Origin of the sequence: Vibrio sp. 10N.286.49.C3 (assembly GCF_041469545.1) — a bacterium.
Classification (GTDB): domain Bacteria; phylum Pseudomonadota; class Gammaproteobacteria; order Enterobacterales; family Vibrionaceae; genus Vibrio; species Vibrio tasmaniensis_A.
Map to the genome: position 1 here is coordinate 12,302 of NZ_JBFRKT010000053.1, position 25,469 is coordinate 37,770.

Annotated in this window: 18 protein-coding genes and 1 pseudogene; 14 read left to right on the top strand and 5 right to left on the bottom strand. The window is 43.5% G+C overall.

The features are described from left to right. Positions 1–2: 2 nt before the first annotated feature. The 3 genes from AB4180_RS18585 to AB4180_RS18595 form a co-directional block, all read right to left on the bottom strand. Entirely contained in the window at positions 3–743 is a 741-nt protein-coding gene (locus AB4180_RS18585) for an ABC transporter permease (protein ID WP_012603591.1), read from the bottom strand. Between the two features lie 79 nt (positions 744–822). Beyond that, positions 823–1,593: an ABC transporter substrate-binding protein gene (locus AB4180_RS18590; RefSeq protein ID WP_102248930.1), complete on the bottom strand. Its 771-nt coding sequence runs from the start codon at positions 1,591–1,593 to the stop codon at positions 823–825. A gap of 124 nt (positions 1,594–1,717) precedes the next feature. After that, the gene (locus AB4180_RS18595; protein ID WP_004736532.1) at positions 1,718–2,488 is read right to left on the bottom strand and encodes an ABC transporter ATP-binding protein; all 771 of its coding nucleotides are present in this window, start codon (positions 2,486–2,488) and stop codon (positions 1,718–1,720) included. Between the two features lie 791 nt (positions 2,489–3,279). Between AB4180_RS18595 and AB4180_RS18600 the strand changes: the two genes are divergently transcribed. The 7 genes and pseudogenes from AB4180_RS18600 to AB4180_RS18630 all read left to right on the top strand — a co-directional run. Then, entirely contained in the window at positions 3,280–4,821 is a 1,542-nt protein-coding gene (locus AB4180_RS18600; RefSeq protein ID WP_009846317.1) for a DUF3360 family protein, read from the top strand. Positions 4,822–5,128: 307 nt separating this feature from the next. Beyond that, the gene (pflB, locus tag AB4180_RS18605; RefSeq protein WP_012603590.1) at positions 5,129–7,405 is read left to right on the top strand and encodes a formate C-acetyltransferase; all 2,277 of its coding nucleotides are present in this window, start codon (positions 5,129–5,131) and stop codon (positions 7,403–7,405) included. Between the two features lie 200 nt (positions 7,406–7,605). Continuing rightward, entirely contained in the window at positions 7,606–8,607 is a 1,002-nt protein-coding gene (locus AB4180_RS18610) for a lipid A deacylase LpxR family protein (protein ID WP_102248931.1), read from the top strand. Between the two features lie 163 nt (positions 8,608–8,770). Next, positions 8,771–9,511: a pyruvate formate lyase 1-activating protein gene (gene pflA, locus AB4180_RS18615; RefSeq protein ID WP_009846312.1), complete on the top strand. Its 741-nt coding sequence runs from the start codon at positions 8,771–8,773 to the stop codon at positions 9,509–9,511. Between the two features lie 221 nt (positions 9,512–9,732). Then, positions 9,733–10,233: a YfbU family protein gene (locus tag AB4180_RS18620; RefSeq protein WP_009846313.1), complete on the top strand. Its 501-nt coding sequence runs from the start codon at positions 9,733–9,735 to the stop codon at positions 10,231–10,233. A gap of 396 nt (positions 10,234–10,629) precedes the next feature. Then, entirely contained in the window at positions 10,630–11,199 is a 570-nt protein-coding gene (locus AB4180_RS18625) for an outer membrane protein (protein ID WP_017084001.1), read from the top strand. Between the two features lie 18 nt (positions 11,200–11,217). Continuing rightward, a pseudogene (locus tag AB4180_RS18630) lies at positions 11,218–11,304 on the top strand (prepilin-type N-terminal cleavage/methylation domain-containing protein); the annotation flags it as partial. 192 nt (positions 11,305–11,496) lie between these two features. Here the strand turns inward: AB4180_RS18630 and AB4180_RS18635 are convergent. Next, a complete protein-coding gene (locus AB4180_RS18635) occupies positions 11,497–12,252 on the bottom strand; it encodes a MipA/OmpV family protein (protein ID WP_017078144.1) in 756 nt (251 codons plus the stop codon). 354 nt (positions 12,253–12,606) lie between these two features. Between AB4180_RS18635 and AB4180_RS18640 the strand changes: the two genes are divergently transcribed. From AB4180_RS18640 to AB4180_RS18650, 3 genes are all read left to right on the top strand, one after another. Next, positions 12,607–14,541 (top strand): PrkA family serine protein kinase, encoded by a 1,935-nt coding sequence (locus tag AB4180_RS18640; RefSeq protein WP_029222896.1) that lies wholly within the window; start codon positions 12,607–12,609, stop codon positions 14,539–14,541. Positions 14,542–14,683: 142 nt separating this feature from the next. Next, positions 14,684–15,955, top strand: coding sequence for a YeaH/YhbH family protein (locus AB4180_RS18645; RefSeq protein ID WP_009848997.1), 1,272 nt, complete (start codon positions 14,684–14,686; stop codon positions 15,953–15,955). A gap of 11 nt (positions 15,956–15,966) precedes the next feature. Further along, positions 15,967–17,529 (top strand): SpoVR family protein, encoded by a 1,563-nt coding sequence (locus AB4180_RS18650; RefSeq protein ID WP_017102060.1) that lies wholly within the window; start codon positions 15,967–15,969, stop codon positions 17,527–17,529. A 191-nt stretch (positions 17,530–17,720) separates the two neighbouring features. Here the strand turns inward: AB4180_RS18650 and sohB are convergent, their stop codons facing one another. Beyond that, the gene (gene sohB / locus AB4180_RS18655; RefSeq protein ID WP_009849001.1) at positions 17,721–18,782 is read right to left on the bottom strand and encodes a protease SohB; all 1,062 of its coding nucleotides are present in this window, start codon (positions 18,780–18,782) and stop codon (positions 17,721–17,723) included. A gap of 143 nt (positions 18,783–18,925) precedes the next feature. On the opposite strand from sohB, the gene AB4180_RS18660 reads away from it, so the two are divergent. From AB4180_RS18660 to AB4180_RS18675, 4 genes are all read left to right on the top strand, one after another. Continuing rightward, complete coding sequence (locus AB4180_RS18660) at positions 18,926–19,666, top strand: YciK family oxidoreductase (protein ID WP_029225624.1); 741 nt, start codon at positions 18,926–18,928, stop codon at positions 19,664–19,666. Positions 19,667–19,820: 154 nt separating this feature from the next. Next, on the top strand, positions 19,821–20,528 hold the full coding sequence (gene imuA, locus AB4180_RS18665; RefSeq protein ID WP_102248932.1) for a translesion DNA synthesis-associated protein ImuA: 708 nt from the start codon (positions 19,821–19,823) through the stop codon (positions 20,526–20,528). Positions 20,529–20,531: 3 nt separating this feature from the next. Then, on the top strand, positions 20,532–22,001 hold the full coding sequence (locus tag AB4180_RS18670; RefSeq protein ID WP_102248933.1) for a DNA polymerase Y family protein: 1,470 nt from the start codon (positions 20,532–20,534) through the stop codon (positions 21,999–22,001). Positions 22,002–22,114: 113 nt separating this feature from the next. Next, entirely contained in the window at positions 22,115–25,207 is a 3,093-nt protein-coding gene (locus tag AB4180_RS18675; RefSeq protein WP_102248934.1) for an error-prone DNA polymerase, read from the top strand. Positions 25,208–25,469: the final 262 nt, after the last annotated feature.

The following is a 25,469-nucleotide window of genomic DNA, read 5'->3' on the forward strand; positions in this document are numbered from 1 at the left end:
AACTACCTCGCGTGGATACTGAATTTACGTTCAACCAACTTAAGTAAGCCCGTCGAAACACTGGTGAAGAATAAGAAGATGATTGCTACCGTCATATAGAAGGTAAATGGCATTTTGGTTGAACCCGCCGCCAGAGCGCTAACACGTACCATGTCTTCAAGGCCAATAATAGAAACCAGCGCGGTAGTTTTTAGTAAAACCAACCAGTTATTACCAAACCCCGGCAGTGCGTGACGAATCATTTGCGGTAATAGAATACGACGGAACGCTAAGACAGGGCCCATTCCATAGGCCTTTGCCGCTTCCATCTCACCGCTGTCGACAGCCATTATCGCACCACGGAAGGTTTCTGCCATGTACGCGCCGAAGATGAAGCCAATGGTTAAGACGCCAGCAATAAATGGGCTGACATCAATATAATCAGGTAGGTAAGCGGTCCACTCGTGGTTAGGGTCACTCGACGTGAACCATTCATTGAGCCACTCATTGATGGAATACAAACTGTTGTTTAAAAGGATTTGTCCACCAAAGAAAATCAACATCATCAATACGAGATCGGGTATGCCGCGAATAACGGTTGTGTAGAGGGTTGCAATAGCACGAGCCCAGCGGTAAGGCGCTAGTTTTGCTAAGGCACCTAGCATACCAAGAACCATAGCTAAAATTAGCGACAGTAAGGCAACTTCAATTGTAAGCACCGCCCCTTTCAGGATCGACGCTTCATATCCTTGTAAATCAAACATAATGAATTCCAACAGAACTGCGAAAAAGTTGGTAAGACAGGGAGAGGTGAGCCTCTCCCTTAAGAAGTGACGCTAGAGATTACTTACCGTATACGTCGTAGTTGAAGTATTTAGCAGCGATATCTTGGTAGATGCCTTTTTCACGTAGTGAAAGGATTGCGGCATCCAATTGCTTAGTCAGATCTTTGTCTTGCTTACGTAGAGCAATACCAAAACCTTCACCGAACCACTTAGGATCAGTGAGTGATGGACCAACAAACTCGTAGTCTTCACCACCCGCTTTGTTTAGTACACCTTCTTCTAGAGCAGATGCATCACCCAGTACAGCAGCAACACGACCGTTAGCTAGATCAAGGTAAGCTTCGTCAAATGAACCGTAACGAACGATTTCTACTGTGTCGCCGTAGTTATCTGTTAGGTACTTGTCGTGAGTTGTTGCACGTTGAACGGCAATTTTTTGACCACTTAGATCATCAAAGTTAAGGTCTGCACCTTTTTTAGCGATGAACTTGTTCGGGATAAGTGCGTATTTACCTGTGAAATCGATCTTTTTCTTGCGCTCTTCCGTGATAGACATTGCCGCAATGATCGCATCATATTTACGAGCAAGCAGAGAAGGAATAATACCATCCCAATCTTGTGCAACGATCTTACACTTCACCTGCATTTCAGTACAAAGCGCGTTAGCCATATCGACATCGAAGCCTTTCAACGAACCGTCAGCTTCTGTCCAGCTAAATGGAGGGTAAGCACCTTCAATACCGAAACGTACTGTTTTCCATTCTTTTGCTTGAGCTACGCCCGTTGCAGCAGTTGCAGCAAGTGCCGCGACTAATAACCACTTTTTCATATCCCTACTCCTGTGATTTAGGTTTTTATGTTTTGCTAATTTTAATATTGTGTTTGTTGTTACTTGTTGTGTTTCATTGTTAACACTGTCGCCATTTACCTTAGCAACAGCATTTCAATTCTGATTAGTAAATCGATGAGATAAATTGTTGTAATCGCTCAGATTCAGGCTCAGTAAACAGTTTAGCTGGATCGCCCTGTTCTTCCACCAAGCCTTGATGTAAGAACATCACATGATTTGATACGTCACGAGCAAAAGCCATTTCATGTGTTACCACAAGCATGGTTCTTCCTTCTTCTGCTAGATCGCGCATTACACCAAGTACTTCCCCTACTAACTCAGGATCAAGTGCCGATGTTGGTTCATCAAATAGCATTACTTCAGGATCAACCGCTAACGCTCTTGCAATCGCCGCACGCTGTTGTTGTCCGCCAGATAAATGACCCGGGTAGTAATCTTTGCGTTCATATAGCCCTACTTTCTTCAGTAGCAGCTCAGCATTTTCAATCGCTTGTGCTTTAGGTACACCTAAGACATGAACAGGCGCTTCGATAACATTTTCGAGAACGGTCAGATGAGACCACAGGTTGAAACCCTGAAAAACCATTGCTAAGCGAGAACGGATTCGCTGTACTTGTTTTTCATTGGCAGGAACAGAAACACCTTGGCGGTTGTTTTTCATTTGAATTAATTCACCATTAACCCAAATCTCGCCAGCAGTAGGTGTCTCTAAAAGGTTGATACATCTAAGGAAAGTACTTTTACCCGACCCTGAAGATCCGATAATCGATACTACATCGCCTTTATGCGCAGAAAGTGAAATTCCCTTTAAAACTTCATTTTGACCAAACGTTTTGTGTAAATCCTTTATGTCCAGCGCTGGTACATCTTTCATGCGCTTTCTCTCCCAAGTTTGTGAAAATGCAAGGTACTCCGACCTTTTCATGCGATACAAACTAGCACCACACGAAACAACATGCAACAAATTATTAACCTAATAATTGAGAATAAATAGCGATTAACTCTGACTTATTATGCAATGAATAGCGTTTTAGTCTCAATTTACTGAATGAAATGTATCAACAAGCTGTAATTGCGACTCTGACATTGTTTAAATAAAGTTAATCAAAATGAGATTCTCGTAGCTTGATGCCTCACAAGAAAAACACGTTTTGTGAACTTAAAAACTGCGCTTCCGACAAAATCTAACACCCGCAGTAGTACACCAAACTCACTATACGAGAACGTCATTTAAAGGCCGTTGAGTGGTTAAAACTCCATAGGCAACTAAGAGACCAGTTGCTAATAGTAAAACCACTCAGTAAGTCAGAGGTATCCGGCTGATGCTATGTAGAGCAAGGCATGAAGAAGATAGCTAACGTCAATTTGTGAAAACTAATTACACAATTCATCAACGGTACGTTAATGAATCGCTTCGTTTTGTAGCTTTCTTTCACATAAACTCATAAAGTGATCAAGATCAATCACCCTAAAGGGTAAGCTTGTTAGACTCAGCAGCAAAGAATAAGGCGTTAAAAATGCCAAACATTTCTTTTAACTTAGCTGCATAAAGCACATCAAAACCGTGCAACATAATATTAATAAGTTATAACTAAGAAATAACGCAATTACGCGAAATTTTATAATTCAATTTTAGAATTACTAACATAAAAATATGAGGAATCTATGTCAGACGTTGTGAATAATGCGAACTCTGAAGTAGAAGAGAAAAGCTATAAAGAGCTACACCGCCCTGCTTCTGAATTTGAGAGCCGCTCAGATTACTTAGATCACGAACTTCAAATCATGAAGCCTCGTCGTTTTGGCCTAAACCTTCCAGGCCGTGATTTCCGTTTTGAACTTGAAGATCTTGTTCCTGCACTTGCTGGTACCATCGGTATCATCGCGATGTACTCTGCAGTAATGATGTCTTGGGCTGATGGCCTAACTCAAGCTTGGGATCACGTAAACCTAGGTAAAGACTTCGCGATTGAAGTTGCTCGTGTAGAAATGCTGATTCCTGCACTGCTGTTCTGTATCCTTGCTTCTGGTTTCTTCAACCCTAAAGCAAACCTTGCCGGTAACCACGGCCCAATGATTCCTCTTATTGGTACCATCGCTCTCGCTGGTGCTCACCCTCTTGCATTGGCTATCCTTATCGGTGTCTTCGGTCTAATCCTAAGTTTCCTAAAAGGCGGCTCCAAGCTGGTTAACCTGACTTCGGAAGGTACCGCTGGTGGCTTGCTCATTTTCTTAGGCCTAACGGGTACCATGAGCCAAATTAACTCGATTCAAGCATGGGCGGTTGGTCTTCAATCTTCTACTGTTGAAGCGGGCAGCATGGGTTACGTTGGTTTAATCGTTCTTGCTATTACTATTGCTATCTATGCTTTCTTAGCAAAAGTGAACAAGCGTTGGTTAGCTATCCCAGTTTGTGCATTCACAGGCCTTGCTATTGCATTAGCATTGGGCGCTGGTTTCGATATCGTATTCGAAACTGAAATGGGTATCCCAAACCTAAACCCAGTTTACTGGTGGGGTTCGACTTCTGAAGGTTGGATGCTTGGCTTGCCAAACGTTGAACACTTCATCGCTTCTCTACCATTTGCAATCCTAGCGGTAGCGATGTGGTCACCAGATTTCCTAGGTCACCGTATCTTCCAAGAACTAAACTACCCTAAAAAGTCTGAAAAAGTTCTGATGGACGTTGATGACACTATGACTATGTGTTCTGTGCGTCAAATGGTAGGTACAGCGGTTGGTGGTGGTAACATCACTTCTTCTTGGGGTACTTACATGATCCCAGCAGCAATCGCGAAACGTCCAATTCCTGGCGGCGCAATCTTGCTTGGTTCTCTATGTATTATTGTTGCGATTCTTGGTTTCCCAATGGACGTTGCAGTATGGCCACCAGTGATGCGTGTTGCGCTACTTGTAGGTGTATCTCTACCTCTACTTGAAGCGGGTATGCAAATGGTTAAGGATTCAAAGGATTCTCAAGCAGCTGGTATCTGTATCTTCGGTTCAGCGGTTGTTAACCCTGTATTAGCATGGGCTCTGACTATGCTTCTTGATAACAACGGTCTAATTGGTGATAAAGAGCGTGCGAAGCGTCTATCATTTGTAGATAAGATTGTAATCCCAGTTGGCGTTTTAGTTATCTGTTTAGTAGCAATGCTTGCAGTTGGTATGCTAGAAAGTCAATATGGCCTAAAAGCTTGGCTATAATGCTCATTACTACACAAAAGTAGTATTGGGATTAAAAAAAAGTTTGGGTGGCAACCCCTGTCACTCAAATTTTTTCAACTTTTTTTGGCATTTATTGATTTAGTTTAAGGTTTGCAGAAATTTTTTAGCGTAGTCTTGAATACATAGAGTAAAGACAACATATAAAAGGTAGTGACAATATATATAACCATATGACGCTCATATGCTCATATATATTGTTATTAATAAGAGTGTACTACCCTTACGAGGGGCGCTGGCTCAACAGTGTTAATGTACGTATTTTTTCTACTAAAAAGGTAGGTATGTCATGGCAGAGCAATTTGCTAAAGCTTGGGAAGATTTTGCTGCAGGTGAGTGGCAAAGCGAAGTAAACGTTCGTGATTTCATTCAAAAGAACTACACGCCATATGAAGGCGACGAGTCTTTCCTAGTTTCTGAGGGTACTGAAGCAACTAACAAGCTTTGGTCTTCGGTAATGGAAGGTATCAAACAGGAAAACGCAACTAAAGCACCTGTAGATTTCGATACTTCTGTTATCTCTACCATTACTGCTCACGATGCAGGTTACATTGAGAAAGATCTTGAGACTATCGTTGGTCTACAAACTGAGAAGCCACTAAAACGTGCAATCATCCCTAACGGTGGTGTACGTATGGTTGAAGGTTCTTGTAAAGCATACGGTGAAACTCTTGACCCAATGGTTTCAAAAATCTACTCAGAATACCGCAAAACACACAATGCTGGCGTTTTCGATATCTACACTCCTGATATCCTAAAATGTCGTAAGTCTGGTGTTCTGACTGGTCTTCCTGATGCTTACGGCCGTGGTCGTATCATTGGTGACTACCGTCGTGTTGCACTTTACGGTATCAACTTCCTAATGAAAGACAAAGCTGCTCAATTCGCTTCTCTACAAGAGCGTTTCGAGAACGGCGAAGATCTTGCTGCTACAATGCAATTGCGTGAAGAGATCTCTGAGCAACATCGTGCTCTAGGTCAAATCAAGCAAATGGCTGAGAAATACGGTTTCGATATCTCTGAGCCAGCTCAAACTGCTCAAGAAGCTATTCAGTGGACTTACTTCGGCTACCTAGCTGCTGTTAAATCTCAAAACGGTGCTGCAATGTCTCTAGGTCGTACTTCGACTTTCCTAGACATCTACATCGAGCGTGATATCGCTGCTGGCAAAATCACAGAAGACCAAGCACAAGAGATGATCGACCACTTCGTAATGAAGCTGCGTATGGTTCGTTTCCTACGTACTCCTGAGTACGATGAGCTATTCTCTGGCGACCCAATCTGGGCTACAGAGTCTATGGGTGGTATGGGTGTTGATGGTCGTACGCTAGTAACGCGTTCGAACTTCCGTTTCCTTAACTCTCTATACACTATGGGTCCTTCTCCAGAGCCAAACATCACTGTTCTTTGGTCTGAGCAACTACCTGACGGCTTCAAGCGTTTCTGTGCGAAGGTATCTATCGATACTTCTTCTATCCAGTACGAAAATGATGACCTAATGCGTCCTGACCTTGGTTCTGATGATTACGCAATCGCTTGTTGTGTATCACCAATGATCGTTGGTAAGCAAATGCAGTTCTTCGGCGCTCGTGCTAACCTTGCAAAAACTATGCTTTACGCAATCAACGGCGGCGTTGATGAGAAGCTTAAAATGCAAGTTGGCCCAGTTGGCGACAAGATCACTGACGAAGTACTTAACTACGATGACGTAATGGGTCGCCTAGACACATTCATGGATTGGTTAGCTAAGCAATACGTGACAGCTCTAAACAGCATTCACTTCATGCACGACAAGTACAGCTACGAAGCGTCTCTAATGGCTCTTCATGACCGTGACGTTCGTCGTACTATGGCTTGTGGTATCGCTGGTCTGTCTGTTGCTGCTGACTCACTGTCTGCAATCAAATTCGCGACTGTTAAACCAATCCGCGACGAAGATGGCATTGCAACTGACTTCGAAATCGAAGGCGATTACCCTAAATACGGTAACAACGACTCTCGTGTAGATGACATTGCTTGTGAACTAGTTTCTACGTTCATGAACAAGATCCGTAAGCTTAAGACTTACCGTGATTCAATCCCTACACAGTCAGTTCTTACTATCACGTCTAACGTGGTATACGGTAAGAAAACAGGTAACACTCCAGACGGTCGTCGTGCTGGCGCTCCTTTCGCTCCTGGTGCAAACCCAATGCACGGTCGTGATGAGAAAGGCGCTGTAGCTTCACTAACGTCTGTAGGTAAACTACCGTTTGCTGATGCTCAAGATGGTATCTCTTACACTTTCTCTATCGTGCCAAACGCACTAGGTAAAGAAGAAGATAGCCAACGTGCTAACCTTGCAGGCCTAATGGATGGTTACTTCCACCACGAAGCTGGCATTGAAGGTGGTCAACACCTTAACGTGAACGTTCTTAACCGTGAAACTCTAGAAGACGCAGTTAAGCACCCTGAGAAATACCCTCAGCTAACGATTCGTGTTTCTGGTTACGCTGTACGCTTTAACTCTCTGACTACAGAGCAGCAAGCTGACGTAATCGCACGTACATTTACTGAGTCTCTATAAGCTCACGCTCAATAGACAGTAAAAACTATTAGCCTCGCCAATGTGCGGGGCTTTTTTATATCTACTCTAAATCTCATCAATGCCCCTCCCCTTAGAAAGATTAGATTGGCCACAAAAAGCACACTCGCATTCACTTTTTTTCTACAAATCCACTCAAACTACGGTACTATTTCTGTTCATCATTTTAGAGTAACCGCTACATGAAATACCTTCGTTATTTACCACTGATTCTCCTCTCTTGTTCATCACTGGCATCTGAACGCTCTACGTTAACTTTTGCGTTAGACAACGATGGTATCTTTGGTGTCGATCAAGACTATACCAACGGTTTATTTCTGGGTTACACATCGTCAAGTATTACGCCATACGCTTGGGTAAAACCATTGAGCCTTTCCTATTGGGGCGCAAGCTCTTTAGATAAGTGGGAAATCACCATTGGTCACAAGATGTACACGCCTTCTGACATTGAATTAGAAAAACCATCAGCCAATGATCGTCCATACGCAGGTTACCTACATACAGAATTCAACTACATCAGCTTGAACCCACAACAAGCCCAGCGTTTTAACATCACGTTTGGTACTACAGGCGAGCGAGCACTTTCCGAAGACGCTCAAAAACTGGTTCACTCAATCACTAAATCAGACGAACCTATGGGTTGGAAGTATCAAGTTGATGATGAGTACGCAGGTAGCCTTGGTTACTTAAGTCATTTCAACCTAATGCGTAATCAAGCATTAGCGAATACTGACTTCGAGATATCTAACGTATCAGAGATCAACGTTGGTAATTTTAGAAGCGACATTTCTACTGGATTTATGTTCCGTTGGGGTACTGACTTGGGCGGCAACTTTGGCGCAGCGAACATCAGCACAGAAAGCCCATTCAAAGCAGGCATGATAGGTGCTTCAAATACAGGTTGGTTTACTTACGCAGGTCTTGAAGGGCGTTACCGATTTAATGACCTGACTGTCGAAGGGGATCGTTCCGGTGTTAATGATTATGCAAAGAAAAATGACCAAGATCCTGCGATCTACGATGTCACTTTAGAGAACATTCAAGCGACAGCGATACTTGGTGTTGCTTGGTATAACCAATACGTTGGTGCATCTTTCGCACTTACCGCAAAAACACCCGATTACCAAGAAGCAACAAAGTCAGTGTACGGTACTGGTGGCATCACTATGTTTGCTTTCTTCTAGCCATAGAAAAGGCTTTCACCGCCTGCTTTTCAAGTTAAATAAAGGCAATCATCTTCACAGGTGATTGCCTTTATTTTTAAAGACCTAGTTACCATTTGACCCTATTTTATGTACCGTTTTTGTAATAAAATAAACGGTATAAATTCCTATACGAGAATAGCTCATGTCTACAACTGGTCGCATTCACTCATTCGAATCTTGTGGTACTGTCGATGGCCCTGGTATCCGCTTTATTGTGTTTCTTCAAGGCTGCTTAATGCGTTGTATGTACTGCCATAATCGCGATACATGGGATCTTCATGACGGAAAGGAAGTAACGGTCGAAGAGATCATTAACGAAGCAAAATCATACCGTCATTTCATGAAAGCCTCTGGCGGTGGTATCACCTGTTCAGGTGGCGAAGCGATGCTACAACCTGAGTTTGTTCGTGATTTTTTCCGCGCGGCTCAAGCTGAAGGCATCCACACTTGTCTTGATACTAATGGCTATATTCGTAAACACACTGAAGTGGTCGATGAAGTACTAGAAGCCTCTGATCTGGTAATGCTGGATCTTAAACATATGCGAGATGAAATTCACCACGATTTCATTGGTGTATCAAACCGACGTACTCTGGATTTTGCACGCTACCTACACAAAATAGGTAAGAAGACGTGGATTCGTTATGTGATTGTTCCTGGCTACACAGATACGCCAGAAGATGCGCATCTTCTGGGTGAATTCATTAAGGACATGGATAACATCGAAAAAGTAGAACTGCTTCCATACCACAAGCTAGGTGCTCATAAGTGGGAAGCATTGGGTCACGACTACCCTCTTGAAGGTACAAATCCGCCAAGCAAAGAAAAAATGGACGAGATTGTTGCTATCCTCAGTCAATACCATTCAAACGTAAAATACTAATTTAGACTTACGTTAATAGTGATTTCAAACGCCTCAATTTCGATTGGGGCGTTTTCTTTTTTGGTTAAAACAATCCTTTCACTTTTCTTTACAACTTTTGTTTATCAATTCAAAAAATCATATTAAATCCGTGTTGAGATCATGTTTCCACTCTTAGGAATGCTGTTACTCTTACTGCAACAAAATAATATAACATTTAGTTTTTTAGTGAGGTTCCTCCCATGGAAATGACCAATGCTCAGCGTCTAATTCTATCAAATCAATACTACCTAATGTCTCAAATGGATCCTGAGAACTCAGCTAAATACCAGCGTCTACAAACGATTGTAGAACGTGGTTACGAACTCCAAATGCGTGAGCTTAACAAAGAATTTGGTTGTTTAACTGAAGCAGAATGTCGCGAAATTATCGACATTATGGAGATGTACCATGCGATGCAAGAGTCGAATAAAATGCTTGCAGATCAAGAGCGTGCGGAAGTCGACCAACGTCGTCTACAATTCCTAGGTTTCGATATCGCTTCTGAAGCACAAATCGTACATTACGTGCGTTTCCTTGTTGACTCTGAAGGACTTTACCCTCAATTTGACAAAGCAGATCACCACTTCAATAGTCAAATGCCAATGTTAGAAAAGTACCGTCGCATGCTAACAACATGGCGCAACTGCCCTCGTCAGTACCACCTATGTGCGACAGAGCTATCTCAAATCTTTAGCGCTTAATACGTTAATAGATCAGCGATAACTTTTAAAAAAATTTCAAGAAAAAGGGTTACTCATCATGAGTAACCCTTTTTTAATGTTCGCATACAAACAGAAACCGGGAATGATAAAGCGATATGGATATGACGTGAGCTTTATATACAGAAAACGTAATTAATCATGAAGATAAGATATTAAACATTGAACCATTTTCAATTAATTTCTCTGATATCGCCCATTAACCAACGAACACAAACCTAGAATTTATAACCAATTAAGTCATTCATCTTTATTAACTCCACTTCGAAACATTTAATACAAATTAAAAACCACCGATCTGTTTTGAACGGTGTTTTTTATTTTAAATAAGATAGCTAGAATGCTCCCCGAAATTTATTAACCAGAGCGATAAACAAAATGAGAAAATTCATCCTTGCATCACTAGCTATCATGTCTACTTCAGCTTTCGCAGCTAACGAAATGTACGTACTTGGTGGCGTTGGAATCAACGAAGACGACACAGGCGCACAATTCACTGTTGGTTCACAAGTTCTTGATACAAACTTTTATCTAGAATCAACCATGAATTACATCGATTCAGATAACAGCGATGTAACTTCAGACGTAAACGGCAAGCTAACTAAGTACAAAGGCAATTTGAAACACTTCAAAATGTCTTTAGCTCCAATGTATAAATATAGCTTCGATGAGTCTTTTGCTATCTACGGTAAAGTTGGTCTTGCATACTCTAACCTCAATTCTAAATTGACGACTACTGATAAAGATGGCTCAGTGTATAACAAGCATTCAAATAGCGAATGGGGTGCAACTTACGGCATCGGTGCTGAATTTAAGTCAGCGCAACCAATGTTTGGTAACTCGAAGTTTATGGCACGTGTTGGTTTTGATTGGTATGACTTCAGCTCAGGTGGTCTAAACCTAGGCAGTGACGGCACTCTAGGTCTACAGGCCGGTTTCACTTTCTAAGGTATGAAGTAGAAAAGTTTTACACTAATTGAGCTGATCATCGTTATTGCTATTCTTGGTATCTTAGTGTTAACCGCTGCCCCAAGTTTTCAAACCACTGGGTGAAGAGTTCGGTAGTACTTTGATTTATAGGGAAATCATTGATGGGTGCTAAATCTAGCCATGCCTTTCCTTGATTTGATTTGATTTGATTTGATTACTGTAATAATCGGTCGGTACTTCGCATAAATAAAAAGGGTTACTCATCATGAGTAACCCTTTGTTAATGTCCGCATTTAGAGAGAGAAACCAAAGCAACTAGAAGACGTAGGCAACACCGACGTTTGCGGCCATGTTGATGCCACTTTCAAGTATTGGGCTGTTCTCAATATCACCTTCAAGGTTGGTATAACGAACGCCACCAGTGACTCGGATATTTGGCGTCACATGCAAGTAACCACCTAAACCAATAAAGTACTGACCATCCCAGTCTGCATCGAACTCGTTCAAATTAGTTCTCGACGCTTCTGCTGAACTCACCCCGTACAGGTGGTTATTCAGGCGCTCACTGTTATAAGCATAACCAATAGAGGGTGTAATCGCCCACCCATTGCGACGAATCGGCAAACGCCATGCGGCTTCCGCATAGATACCATTATGCCTAAATCCTAAGTCAGATCCTGCTGTCGCTTCAAACATCCCGACCAAGGTGATCACTTGGTAGCTAATGCCACCTAATACTGATGCTTTACGCTCATCTAACTTTTGAATATCAACGTTATCAGAATCACCCGGCTTCAATGTCCTCGAATCATAAACCGCTCGAAACACGATATTCTGTGGTGAGCCCGCAGGAAGTAAGCGATAACCCGCACTGAATCCACGCATGAAAAAGTGCTCACCTTCATAGCCAATCATAGGAATCACAGCGCGGTTTGACGGTGTATCTTTATAGACAGCCGGAGAATAAGAGGCGGCAACGCCCAGTGACCACTGCGAGATTTTTGCATGTGTTGCTGTCGAAGCCAGTAACGCAACACTGATAGCCACTATTTTTAACCCATAATTCTTCACTATATTTACCTATTTATTGAGCAATTTTTGATAACGCCGCGCATTATATGGTACTTCATTCCAATAAATCAATAGAGCTCAGTTATACATCTAATACACATAAATCCAGTGTGAGTATTATTAAGCGACCTAAAATCACAAAACAAACGGCTAGATCCCCTCGAATGTAAAATAATTGGATTCTACACGCCTCAAGTTGCCTATTGCGCTCGCTACGTTTTTCACACGCAAAATTGTAAATAAATACATAATTGTTAAGCAAAATTGTCGAAGCGGGTCTAACCTTAAAATGTAGGGAGAGCCTATTTTTCAATCGCTCGTCAGTTTTGACTGGTTAACAAGGGGAATGTGACTATGAGTATTTTTGACCACTATCAATCACGTTATGAAGCAGCCAAGGAAGAAGAGCTGACATTGCAAGAGTTCTTAGGGCTGTGTAAAGACGATAAAAGTGCTTACGCGAATGCTGCCGAGCGCTTATTACTCGCCATTGGCGAACCGGAGGTCATTGACACTGCTCAAGATCCTCAACTAAGTCGTATTTTCTCGAACCGTGTCATCTCACGCTACAGTGAATTTAAAGATTTCTACGGCATGGAAGACGCGATTGAACAGATTGTTTCTTATCTAAAACATGCAGCGCAAGGTTTAGAAGAACGTAAGCAAATCCTTTATCTACTTGGCCCTGTGGGCGGTGGTAAATCTTCCCTTGCTGAAAAACTCAAAGCACTGATGCAAAAGCTACCAATCTATGTGTTGTCTGCCGATGGTGAGCGAAGCCCAGTGAATGATCACCCCTTCTGTCTATTTGACGTAAACGAAGATGGCGATCTTTTGAAACAAGAGTACGGAATAGAGAAACGTTACATACGCTCTATCATGTCACCTTGGGCAGCGAAACGCCTCCATGACTTCGGTGGTGACATCTCCAAATTCAAAGTCATCAAGCTGCGTCCTTCGATTCTAGACCAAGTTGCGATCGCGAAGACAGAGCCGGGTGATGAAAACAACCAAGATATCTCTTCACTTGTAGGTAAAGTCGATATTCGTAAACTTGAGCATTTCTCTCAAGATGATCCGGATGCCTACAGCTACTCTGGTGCGCTATGTAAAGCTAACCAAGGTGTGATGGAATTCGTGGAAATGTTCAAGGCGCCAATCAAAGTCTTGCACCCACTTCTAACGGCAACGCAAGAAGGTAACTTCAACGGTACCGAAGGGCTCTCTGCACTGCCATTTGACGGCATGATTCTGGCTCACTCAAACGAATCCGAGTGGCAGACCTTCCGTAACAACAAAAACAACGAAGCCTTCCTCGACCGTGTGTACATTGTAAAAGTCCCTTACTGTCTGCGCGTCTCTGAAGAAGTTAAGATCTATCAAAAACTGCTTGAGCACAGTGAGCTATCCAAAGCCCCTTGTTCGCCAAGCACACTCGATCTGCTATCGCAATTCAGCATCCTATCGAGACTGAAAGAGCCTGAAAACTCTTCTCTGTTCTCAAAAATGCGGGTTTACGATGGTGAGACTCTAAAAGACACCGATCCAAAAGCGAAGAGTTACCAAGAGTACCGAGACTACGCAGGTGTTGACGAAGGCATGTCTGGGCTATCAACGCGTTTCGCCTTTAAGATCCTGTCTCGTGTATTTAACTTCGACCAAGCCGAAGTGGCGGCAAACCCGGTTCACTTGTTCTACGTGATTGAACAACAAATCGAACGTGAACAGTTCCCTCAAGAGACCGCTGAGAAGTATCTTGAGTTCTTGAAAGGATACCTAGTACCGCGTTACGTAGAATTCATTGGTAAAGAAATTCAAACCGCTTACCTAGAGTCTTACTCTGAGTACGGACAGAATATCTTCGACCGCTATGTCACCTACGCGGACTTCTGGATTCAAGACCAAGAGTACCGCGATCCAGAAACAGGACAGCTATTTGACCGTGCTTCTCTGAATGGTGAACTAGAAAAAATCGAGAAAACAGCTGGGATCAGTAACCCTAAAGACTTCCGAAATGAGATTGTGAACTTCGTGCTTCGTGCCAAAGCCAACAATAACGGTCAAAACCCAGTTTGGACGAGCTACGAGAAACTGCGCACTGTAATTGAGAAGAAAATGTTCTCTAACACAGAAGAGCTACTTCCTGTTATTTCGTTCAATGCTAAGACCTCAACGGATGATCAGAAAAAACACGACGACTTCGTTGCTCGTATGATGGAAAAAGGCTACACCGAGAAACAAGTGAGACTGCTATCTGAGTGGTACCTAAGAGTTCGTAAATCCTCATAACCAAACTGTATTGAGCTGCTCAATTGGGCAGCTCGTACAAACCAATAACTTTATACCCTAATAAACGAATAGCTCTAATAAACCAATAACTCTTACAACCTATAAAAAGTAGGATCGCGACATCAGCTGAGAGGGAGTTCTTATGGCACAATTTATCGATCGGAGGCTCAATGGCAAGAATAAGAGTGCTGTGAATAGACAGCGTTTCTTACGACGTCATAAAGAGCAAATCAAAGAATCTGTGGCCGATGCAGTCAACCGACGCTCAATCACCAATACTGAAACCGGTGAAGACGTCACTATTCCCCATAAAGACATCAAAGAGCCAAGCTTTCACCAAGGTCAAGGCGGCGTAAGAGAACGCGTTCACCCAGGTAATGACCAGTTCATCACGGGCGATAAAATTGAACGTCCTAAAGGTGGCGGTCAAGGTGGAGGCTCAGGCCAGGGTGACGCAAGCCCTGATGGCGAAGGCCAAGATGAATTTACCTTCCAAATTTCAAAAGATGAATATCTTGATATTCTCTTTGAAGATTTAGCTCTGCCTAATCTAGAGAAGAATCAGGTCAACAAAATCACCGAATGGAAAACACACCGCTCTGGTTACCAAAGTGCGGGGATTCCATCCAACATCGCTATCGTTCGTTCACTGCAACAATCTCTGGCTCGTAGAACCGCGATGACAGCAGGTAAAAAGCGCGAGCTCAACCTACTGATGGAGCAACTTGACCAAGTAAAAATGACAGAACCAGCACAACCTTTCGAAGAGAGTCGCTTAAAAGAAGAGATTGCTGAGTTACGTAAAAAAATTGAAAGCGTGCCGTTCATTGACACCTTCGACCTGCGTTTTAAAAATTATGAGAAGCGCCCTATTCCATCTAGCCAAGCCGTTATGTTCTGTCTAATGGATGTATCTGGCTCAATGGATCAAGCTACCAAGGACATCGCAAAACGCTTCTACGTACTGCTTTACTTATTCCTCAATCGCACATATGAAAACGTCGATGTTGTGTTTATTCGTCACCATACTCAGGCTAAAGAAGTTGACGAACATGAGTTCTTCTATTCACAAGAAACTGGCGGCACGATCGTTTCTAGTGCACTGAAACTAATGAAAGAAATTGTCGCAGATCGTTATCCTGCTAATGAGTGGAATATCTACGCAGCACAAGCTTCTGATGGAGATAACTGGGCGGATGACTCACCTCGCTGTAAAGAACTGTTGGTCAATACGCTATTACCGACTTGCCAATATTACTCTTACATCGAGATTACGCGCCGTTCACACCAAACGCTTTGGCACGAGTACGAGAAGCTAGAAGCGAGCTTCGATAACTTCGCCATGAAGAACATTAAAACGGTGGATGATATTTTTCCTGTGTTTAGAGAACTGTTCCAGAAAGAGACTGCGTAAGGGAGTTTGCCATGACAGCGAAATCAAACGTTGCAGAGAAAGACAAATCTGCACAGAAGAAAAACGACAAGATGCTGCCTGATGGTCCAGATTGGACGTTCAACCTCTTGGAGCAATATCACGTAGAAATTAAGCGTGTGGCGCAGCATTACCGTTTAGACACTTACCCGAACCAGATTGAAGTGATTACCTCTGAGCAGATGATGGATGCTTACTCCAGTATTGGTATGCCCATCAATTACAACCACTGGTCTTTTGGTAAGAAGTTCATCCAGACAGAGCAAAACTACAAACACGGCCAAATGGGCTTAGCGTACGAAATCGTGATCAATTCAGATCCATGTATCGCTTACTTAATGGAAGAGAACACTGTCACCATGCAAGCATTGGTAATGGCGCATGCCTGTTACGGCCATAACTCGTTCTTTAAGGGTAATTACCTGTTCCAAACTTGGACTGATGCAAGCTCGATTATCGACTATCTATTATTCGCGAAAAAATACATTACCGATTGCGAAGAAAAATACGGTGTAGCTGAAGTCGAGAAACTTCTCGATTCTTGTCATGCTCTCATGAACTACGGCGTAGACAGATACAAACGCCCAGAAAAGATTTCCATTGCGGAAGAAACCGCAAGACAAGAAGAACGTGAAGCGTATCTGCAATCTCAAGTGAACGAACTTTGGAGAACGGTTCCTCAGAACAAAAGTAAGGAAGAAGAGACCAAGATACGTTTCCCTAGTGAGCCTCAAGAAAACATTCTGTACTTTATTGAGAAGAACGCCCCACTGCTTGAACCTTGGCAACGTGAGTGTGTTCGTATTGTTCGCAAGGTAAGCCAATACTTCTACCCTCAAAAGCAAACTCAAGTAATGAATGAGGGCTGGGCAACCTTCTGGCATTACACCATTCTTAACCACCTTTACGACGAAGGCTTGGTGAGTGATAAGTTCATCTTAGAATTCCTACACAGCCACACCAGTGTGGTTGCTCAACCCGCCTACAATAGCCCTTATTTCAGCGGAATAAACCCTTATGCGCTTGGCTTTGCGATGTTTAGAGACATTCGACGTATCTGTGAAGAACCAACCGATGAAGACAAAGAATGGTTCCCTGAGTTAGCCGGAAGTGATTGGTTAGAGGCGGTGCACTTTGCCATGCACAATTTCAAAGATGAAAGCTTTATCAGCCAATACCTTTCACCAAAAATCATTCGAGACTTTAAGTTGTTCTCTGTGCTCGACGACGATCGCAAAAACACAATTGAGATAAGCGCTATTCACGACGATCCGGGCTATCGCTTAATTCGTGAAAAGCTTGCGGCGCAGTACAATCTAAGCAACCTTGAGCCGAATATTCAGGTGTTTAATGTCGATGTTCGCGGTGATCGCTCAATGACACTGCAATATGTACCTCACGGCCGTATCCCGCTTGATAAAGGCTACGACGAAGTGATGAAACATCTCTATCGCTTATGGGGCTTTGATGTGATTCTGGAAGAGCTCAAAGACACAGGTCATCGAGAGATTCTGACCACTTGTCCAAAACGCAATGACTATGGAGCCAAGATTTAATATCAATCACAGTAAGTCAGTGCTTGGTATAAAACTCCGCTCCCCCTACAACATAGTGGTCACCCGCTCGGAAGTGGAGCAATAAAAAAGCGCATAAGTCTGATGACTTATGCGCTTTCTTTTTAAGGCTCAAACGTCTTCAATAGACGCAAGGCACTAAACCTAGATACTAGAGCTAAAACTAAATAAGCTTAAACAATCGGCTTTTGGCCGCGTTCAATCAGCTTCATCAGCACGCTGTCTGCAGATTTACCTGCCACGCCCGCTAGTTTGTCTGACAGCTTTTTCTTCTGTACGTAGTGAATCGCTAGAACCGTTTTGTCCTTACATGCCGCTACGACTAAATCATCAGAAGTGCTGATCTCATCCACCAGCCCAAGCTCATGTGCTTGTGTACCAAACCAGTGCTCACCCGTTGCTACTTTTTCAAGATCGAGTGCTGGACGATGGTCACGGATGAAGTCTTTGAATAGGCCATGTGTCTCTTCGAGCTCTTCTTTAAACTTCTCGCGTGCTTTATCGCTGTTCTCACCAAACATAGTAAGCGTGCGTTTGTACTCACCCGCCGTTAGCTGTTCGAACTCAATATCATGCTTTTTAAGCAGTTTATTGAAGTTTGGCAGTTGAGCAATAACACCAATAGAGCCAACAATAGCAAACGGTGCAGATACGATTTTGTCTGCGATACATGCCATCATGTAACCGCCACTTGCTGCGACTTTATCTACCGAGATAGTCAGAGGCAGACCTGCCGCTTTGATACGGTCAAGTTGAGAAGACGCCAGACCATAGCCGTGAACCATACCACCGCCAGACTCAAGCTTAAGCAATACTTCATCACCTTCACGAGCAACAGCCAGAACCGCCGTTACCTCTTCACGTAATGAAGCCACTTCTTTCGCATCAATGCTGCCATTAAAATCAAGAACGAATAGGTGTGGTTCACGCTTGCTATCAAGCTCACCCTCTTTCGCTGCTTTCTTCACTTCTTTGCCACGTGATTTTACTTTTTCTTTTTCCGCTTTCTTTTCTGCTTTATCACGTGCTTTGATGAAAGCATCATCATGCAAATGGTGCTCTAGTTGTTCAATCGTTTGTTTGTGATGCTCAGATAGGTTCGTGATTTCCAGCTCACCTTTAATTGCGCTTGATTTTCCACCCACAGATTTAGCTATCACTAAAATTGCAATGATGGCGATTACAACGGTCGCAATCTTGGCTAAAAACAAGCCGTAGTCCAACAAAAATTCCAATGTCATATCCCCTATTGTATGAATTAGTGTATTGTAACCATCTTGTCACGATTACCAAGAATTTCTCATCATTCCTGCGGTTATCTGTGTGATTAAACATCAATGGAATGACGAACATAATAAAAGAAAGAAGGATAAGCACAGTGGATTACCCAATCTCTACAGATGCCCTCAAAGATAAAGTAATTTTGGTTACAGGTGCCGGTGCTGGCATTGGTCGCCAAGCCGCGCTAAGTTTCGCTCAACATGGTGCAACTGTTATTCTGTTAGGCCGCAATGTCAAAAACCTTGAATTAATTTACGACGAAATCGAAAGCGCTGGTTACCCACAGCCTGCGATTATCCCATTGGATTTAAAAGGCGCGACAAAACAGAACTACATCGACATGGCTGAAACCATTGAATCACAGTTCGGTCGTTTAGATGGTCTACTGCATAACGCAGGTGTGCTTGGCACGTTAAGTCCATTCGATCAAATCGATGAAGAAACGTTTGATGGCGTCATGCAAATCAACGTTAAAGCTGAATTTCTAATGACTCAAGCGTTACTGCCTGTCATTAAGAAAGCGGAAGCCGGTCGTATTGTCTTTACCTCTTCAACGGTTGGTCACTCTGGCCGCGCGTTCTGGGGCACTTACGCGATTTCAAAGTTTGCTACAGAAGGCATGATGCAGATCTTAGCCGATGAGCTTGAAGGTACCGATATCCGTGTTAATGCGATTAATCCAGGCGGCACTCAAACACGCATGCGTGCAAAAGCGTACCCAGGTGAAGATGCGAACAAGTTAAAAACACCACTCGACATCATCCCGCTGTATCTACACTTAATGAACCCTAGTGTGACAGATATTAATGGCCAATGTATCGACGCTCAACCTAAGTAGCTGATATTATGAGCAATAACAAAAAGTCGCTTTAATAGCGGCTTTTTTTGTATCTAAATCAATCAACTAACACTTACTTCCGCTAATTTTCGTCATTTTGCTTTGCATCTTTTTCATTGTTAAATATACTGTATAAACATACAGGTATTTAATTATGCATGAACTAATAAAAAACTTACAAGACCGCCAGTTAATCTGGAAAGGGTTACAATCAACAACGCAAGGCAGCACCACTTCGACAGGCTATCCTCAATTGGATAAACAGCTTGATGGCGGCTTCCCGACGCACGGCGTTATTGAGGTTGAAACACAACAAGGGATCGGCGAACTGCGCCTGCTCACTCCTTATTTAGCTCAACAAAAATCGCAGAAGTTGGCCATTTTCATCAACCCTCCAGGGAAGATCTGTGCCGAGTTTTTTAGCAACCAAGGCATTGAATTAGAGAACATTCTCGTTATTCAGCCTCAACGTGATCTCGATGCGTTATGGGCCGCAGAGCAGTGTCTCAAGAGTGGTGCCTGTCATTCTGTTTTGCTATGGGGAGCGGAGCTAGAAATTCACCAAACCAAGCGCCTGCAAGCGGCAAGCGAAACGGGCAAGTGTCTGCAATTTCATTTTAAAACCACCAGCCATAATCAGTTATCCCTACCCGTTTCTTTAAGCATGAAGCTGTCTTCTCACATCCAAGGGTTAAAGGTTGAAGTCACGAAAAGAAAAGGCAGTTGGTCGTATGGCAGCTTTATTCTAGACATGACACATAACTGGCCGTTACTCACAGAGAAAGTCATTCATGAAGACAATTTAGATCGTGCTTTGTCAGGTAACACTGTGCTTGCTTTCCCTATTGCGAAGCAAGGCTAACGTATGCTGTGGTTGTATCTGCATTTCTCATCCCTACAATTGGACACCTTGTTTAACTCTAATGAATTGGGTTCGAACGAAGATTCACGCAATCAGCCTCTTATCATCGTCGATGAGAAAGATCATCGTGTGCTGCAAGCTAACCAAGCAGCTTTGGAATCAGGCATTACACTGGGCATGGGGCTAGGGTCTGCGGCTGCGCTTTGCCAGAACTTGCACGTCCACCCTTACAGTATTGAGCTAGAAAAAAGTAAACTGAAAGAGATTGCTCAATGGGCCTATCTGGTCACATCCGACATGGCGTTACTGCCACCCAATGGATTATTGATTAAAGCCTCTAACATGCTGTCGCTTTACGATGGGCTAGATAACTACTGGCATGAACTAAAAAGCCATTTAGAAACGCTCAATATCCAGTTTAGCTTTGCTACAGGTTATTCGCCGCTTTCTGCAATCCTTTTAGGCAAACAATCCATCAACCAAGCGACGAACAATGTTGAACAAATGAAAGCTTGGGTTAATCAACAAGCACTGAGTTCAAGCGAACTGCCTACTAAACAAGTTGAGCGCCTGAATCGTGTTGGTATCAATGTCGTTGAAGACTTATTAAAACTGCCTTTGCAAGATGTCGCGCGCCGCTTTGATATCGACTTGGTGAACTATGTTGGTCGTCTTAATGGGCAGTTCAAGCACCCGATTGATTTCTATCACCCACCAGAGAGTTTCCAGCAATATTTGGAGCTGCTGTTTGATATTGAAAACATCCTATTCATCGAAAAGCCTTTGCTGAAATTGTTGAATCAGCTCGAGTGCTTTTTGAGGTTACGTGACCGTGTGGCTTTCGAGTTAACGCTGACTTTGCACCTAAGGGATAAAGACGACCATCATGTCTCTTTTTATTCCGCGCAGGGCGATTACCTTGCAAGTAAATGGGCGAACCTTACCCATCTGACCTTAGAGTCACTCAAGATCACAGCACCAGTTCAAGGGCTGACCCTCAGCTTGATTCGTCATGGGGAACCCCAAATGACCTACCATGATCTTTTTGATGGTAATACCGGAACACTTGCCGCGTTAGATTTGCTCTCATTACTGCAAGCAAAGCTTGGGCAAGCCTGTATTCAAACACCGAAAATACAGCATGATCCAAGGCCAGAAAAGGCCAATCAGTATTCGCTCCCAACACTGAGTAAGTCTGTGGCAAAAAAGCAAACGCCCCCAGAGAGCGAGCAACAAACCATAGATCTCAACGTCCATCAACAACGACTCCGGCCCAGTATTTTACTGCCCGAGCCCGAAGCCTTAACCGAAAGCGTCACCTTATCTCAAGGCCCTGAGCGCATTGTGTCTGGTTGGTGGGACGGAGAGAAGATCATTCGTGACTACTTTATTGCTCACAGTGAAAACGGTCGATGGTTATGGGTATTTAGAACACCAGATAAACAGTGGTTCTTACACGGCTTATTCAGCTAACCAACACTTATTTAGCTAACCAACAAAAGTTGAATCGCCAACCCGCACCATTTACTCAATTTAAACGCCCTTTTCAATCATGTTCACTCGCAATGGTTAAGTGAGATTACGTTATGTCTCAGCAATACTCAGAGCTTTTCTGTCAAAGTAATTACTCCTTCCTTGAGGGAGCTTCGCACGCGGAAGAGTTGGTTTTACAGGCCGACTTCTTACGTTACAAAGCACTCGCAGTTACTGATGAGTGCTCAGTCGCGGGCATCGTTAAGGTTCACTCAGCAATCAAGCAACATAAACTGTCGCTCAAGCAAATTGTCGGGAGCATGTTTTGGTTAAATGAAGAGTGCCAAGTGGTTTTGCTATGCCCAAATAGAGAGGCCTATGCCGAGCTGTGTCGTATTATTACCAACGCGAGACGTCGTAGTAGCAAAGGACATTATCAGCTCTCTGAGTGGGATATCATGTCGGCTAAACACTGCTTCATTCTTTGGTTTCCTCAACAGAAAAATGAAGACGCGCACTGGGGGCAATGGCTCTCCCAGCACCATTCAGGTCGGCTTTGGATCGGCTTACAACGACACCTAAAGCAAACCGACCAGCAATACACAGATTACTGCGTTGAGCTGTCACAACATCACCAACTGCCGATAACAGCGTGTGGTGGCGTGCTGATGCACAACGCGAACCGCTTACCCTTACAGCACTCACTCACTGCAATAAAGTACCAACAATCCATTACCGAAGTGGGCAGTCACTTACTCGCCAATGCCGAGCGCTGTTTACGCAGCATCAATAAGATCTCTCATATATTCAAAGCTGAATGGCTAGAAGAAAGCAACCGAATCTCTGGACTATGCGAATTTGATTTAGACAGCTTGCGCTACGAATACCCAAGCGAGCTGATTCCTCAAGGTGAGACACCCATGAGTTATCTACGCATGTTAGTCGAGAAAGGAAAACGAGCTCGCTTCCCGCAAGGCGTGCCTAACAACATTCAACAAATCATAGAGAAAGAGTTGGGGCTAATTGACGAGCTTGACTACCCTTTCTTTTTTCTCACCATCCACGACATCGTCATGTTTGCCAAAAGCCAAGGAATTCTTTACCAAGGTCGAGGTTCAGCGGCTAATTCCGTGGTCTGTTACTGCTTAGAAATCACCTCTGTCGATCCAAGGCAGATCTCAGTGCTATTTGAACGTTTCATCAGTAAAGAGCGCGATGAGCCGCCCGATATTGATGTCGATTTTGAACACGAACGACGTGAAGAAGTCATCCAATACATCTATCAAAAATACGGTAGAGAACGCGCTGCGCTTGCCGCAACGGTCATTTCTTATCGCTTTAAAAGTGCGGTAAGAGATGTCGGTAAAGCATTAGGGCTACAAGAAACCCAGCTCGACTACTTCATCAAGAACACCAACCGTAGGGACAAAAGCCTAGGTTGGCAGGCTCAGTTAACTCAATTGGGACTGCAACCTGATTCTTTGAAGGGGCAACAATTTATCCACTTGGTGAATGAGATCATCGGCTTTCCACGTCACCTATCTCAACACGTTGGTGGCTTTGTCATATCTTCAGGGCCTTTGTATGAACTGGTTCCCGTCGAGAATGCCGCGATGCACGAACGAACCATAATTCAATGGGATAAGGATGATCTAGAAACCTTGGGACTGCTTAAAGTCGATGTGCTTGCTCTGGGTATGCTCTCTGCGATTCGTAAATGTTTTGACCTTATCAAACACTTATATGGACGTTCCCTGTCTATCGCTGAGATCACTCGTCTTAAGGATGATCCTCAGGTTTACGGCATGATACAGCGAGCAGACACCGTCGGGATCTTCCAAATAGAGTCACGTGCGCAAATGAGCATGCTGCCAAGGCTCAAACCAAGGACTTATTACGACTTGGTGATTCAAATTGCTATCGTACGTCCTGGGCCTATTCAAGGCGATATGGTTCACCCATTCTTAAAGCGTCGAGATGGTATTGAGCCAATCAGTTATCCATCTAAAGACGTGGAGTCGGTACTGTCGCGCACCTTGGGTGTACCGATATTCCAAGAGCAAGTGATTAAACTCGCGATGGTGGCTGCAGGATTCACAGGTGGAGAGGCGGATCAGCTCAGACGCGCCATGGCTGCTTGGAAGAAAAATGGCAACGTCTTTAAGTTTAAAAATAAGCTCATCGAAGGAATGCAAAAACGCGGCTATGAGACAGAGTTTGCTGAGCAGATCTTTAAACAGATATGCGGCTTTGGCGAATACGGTTTTCCAGAAAGCCATTCTGCTTCGTTTGCGGTGCTAGCCTATTGCTCCGCTTGGTTGAAATGCTACTACCCAGAATGCTTCTATGCTTCCTTGCTCAATAGCCAACCTATGGGGTTTTATAGCCCATCACAGTTGGTACAAGACGCACAACGACACAATGTGGTAGTTCTTCCGGTATGTGTGAACGCCTCACAAGACAACCACACTGTCATCGCTCATCAGAATGGTTTAGCGATTCGCTTAGGGCTGCGACAAATCAAAGGATTCAGCGAACATGGGATTCAAAGCGTGCTCGCCAATCGTCCACAATCCGGTTATCGCCACCCTAGCCAGGTGAAACAGTTATCGATGAATAAGAAAGATATCGAGCTACTGGCATCGGCCAATGCGCTACATAACGTATCGGGAGACCGCTTCCAGACTCGCTGGACAATCATGGACTCCGCTTCTGATTTACCTCTGTTTAGCCAAGTCTATGACGATGTTGGGGATGGACATGACGAACATGCACTGCACAAACCCAATGAGATGCAAGATCTACTCGAAGACTTCACCAGTGTCGGAATTTCATTGAACAAACACCCAATCACTTTGCTAGAAGAAGCGGGACGATTAGGTCGATTCACACACATGAAGGATTTAATACAGCAAAGACACAAATCTATGGTCACGGTTGTTGGATTAGTCACAGGAAAACAAGCTCCCGGAACCGCGGCAGGTGTTACCTTTGTTACATTAGAAGATAACACGGGCAATATTAATGTCGTGGTATGGGGAGCAACCGCGCGCGCTCAACAGCAAGCTTATCTGACAGCCAAAGCGTTAAAAGTACAAGGAATATTAGAAAAGGAAGGCGAAGTTGTGCATGTTATAGCGGGTAAACTCATCGATATTACCGATGACATTATTGGTTTGAACACCAAATCCCGAGATTTTCATTAACGAATCAAGTTGCCCTCCAAGAAACGCTAGAAACGCTAGAAACGAAAAAGAGAAGCATCCGCTTCCCTTAAATTCAAGTTGTTGAGTTATACCTCAACGTCCGCTTCCGTACGTCTTTTCTTAAATTCCCTATACAGTAATAAGCTCAAAGTCATGACGACTTTAGACGTTAACCATATCATTCAGAGGAACTACCTTAGATTGTGCATGAAAAGTTACGTTAGTAGTTGAGCATATTTTGTTAAAAAACATGCTGTATCAA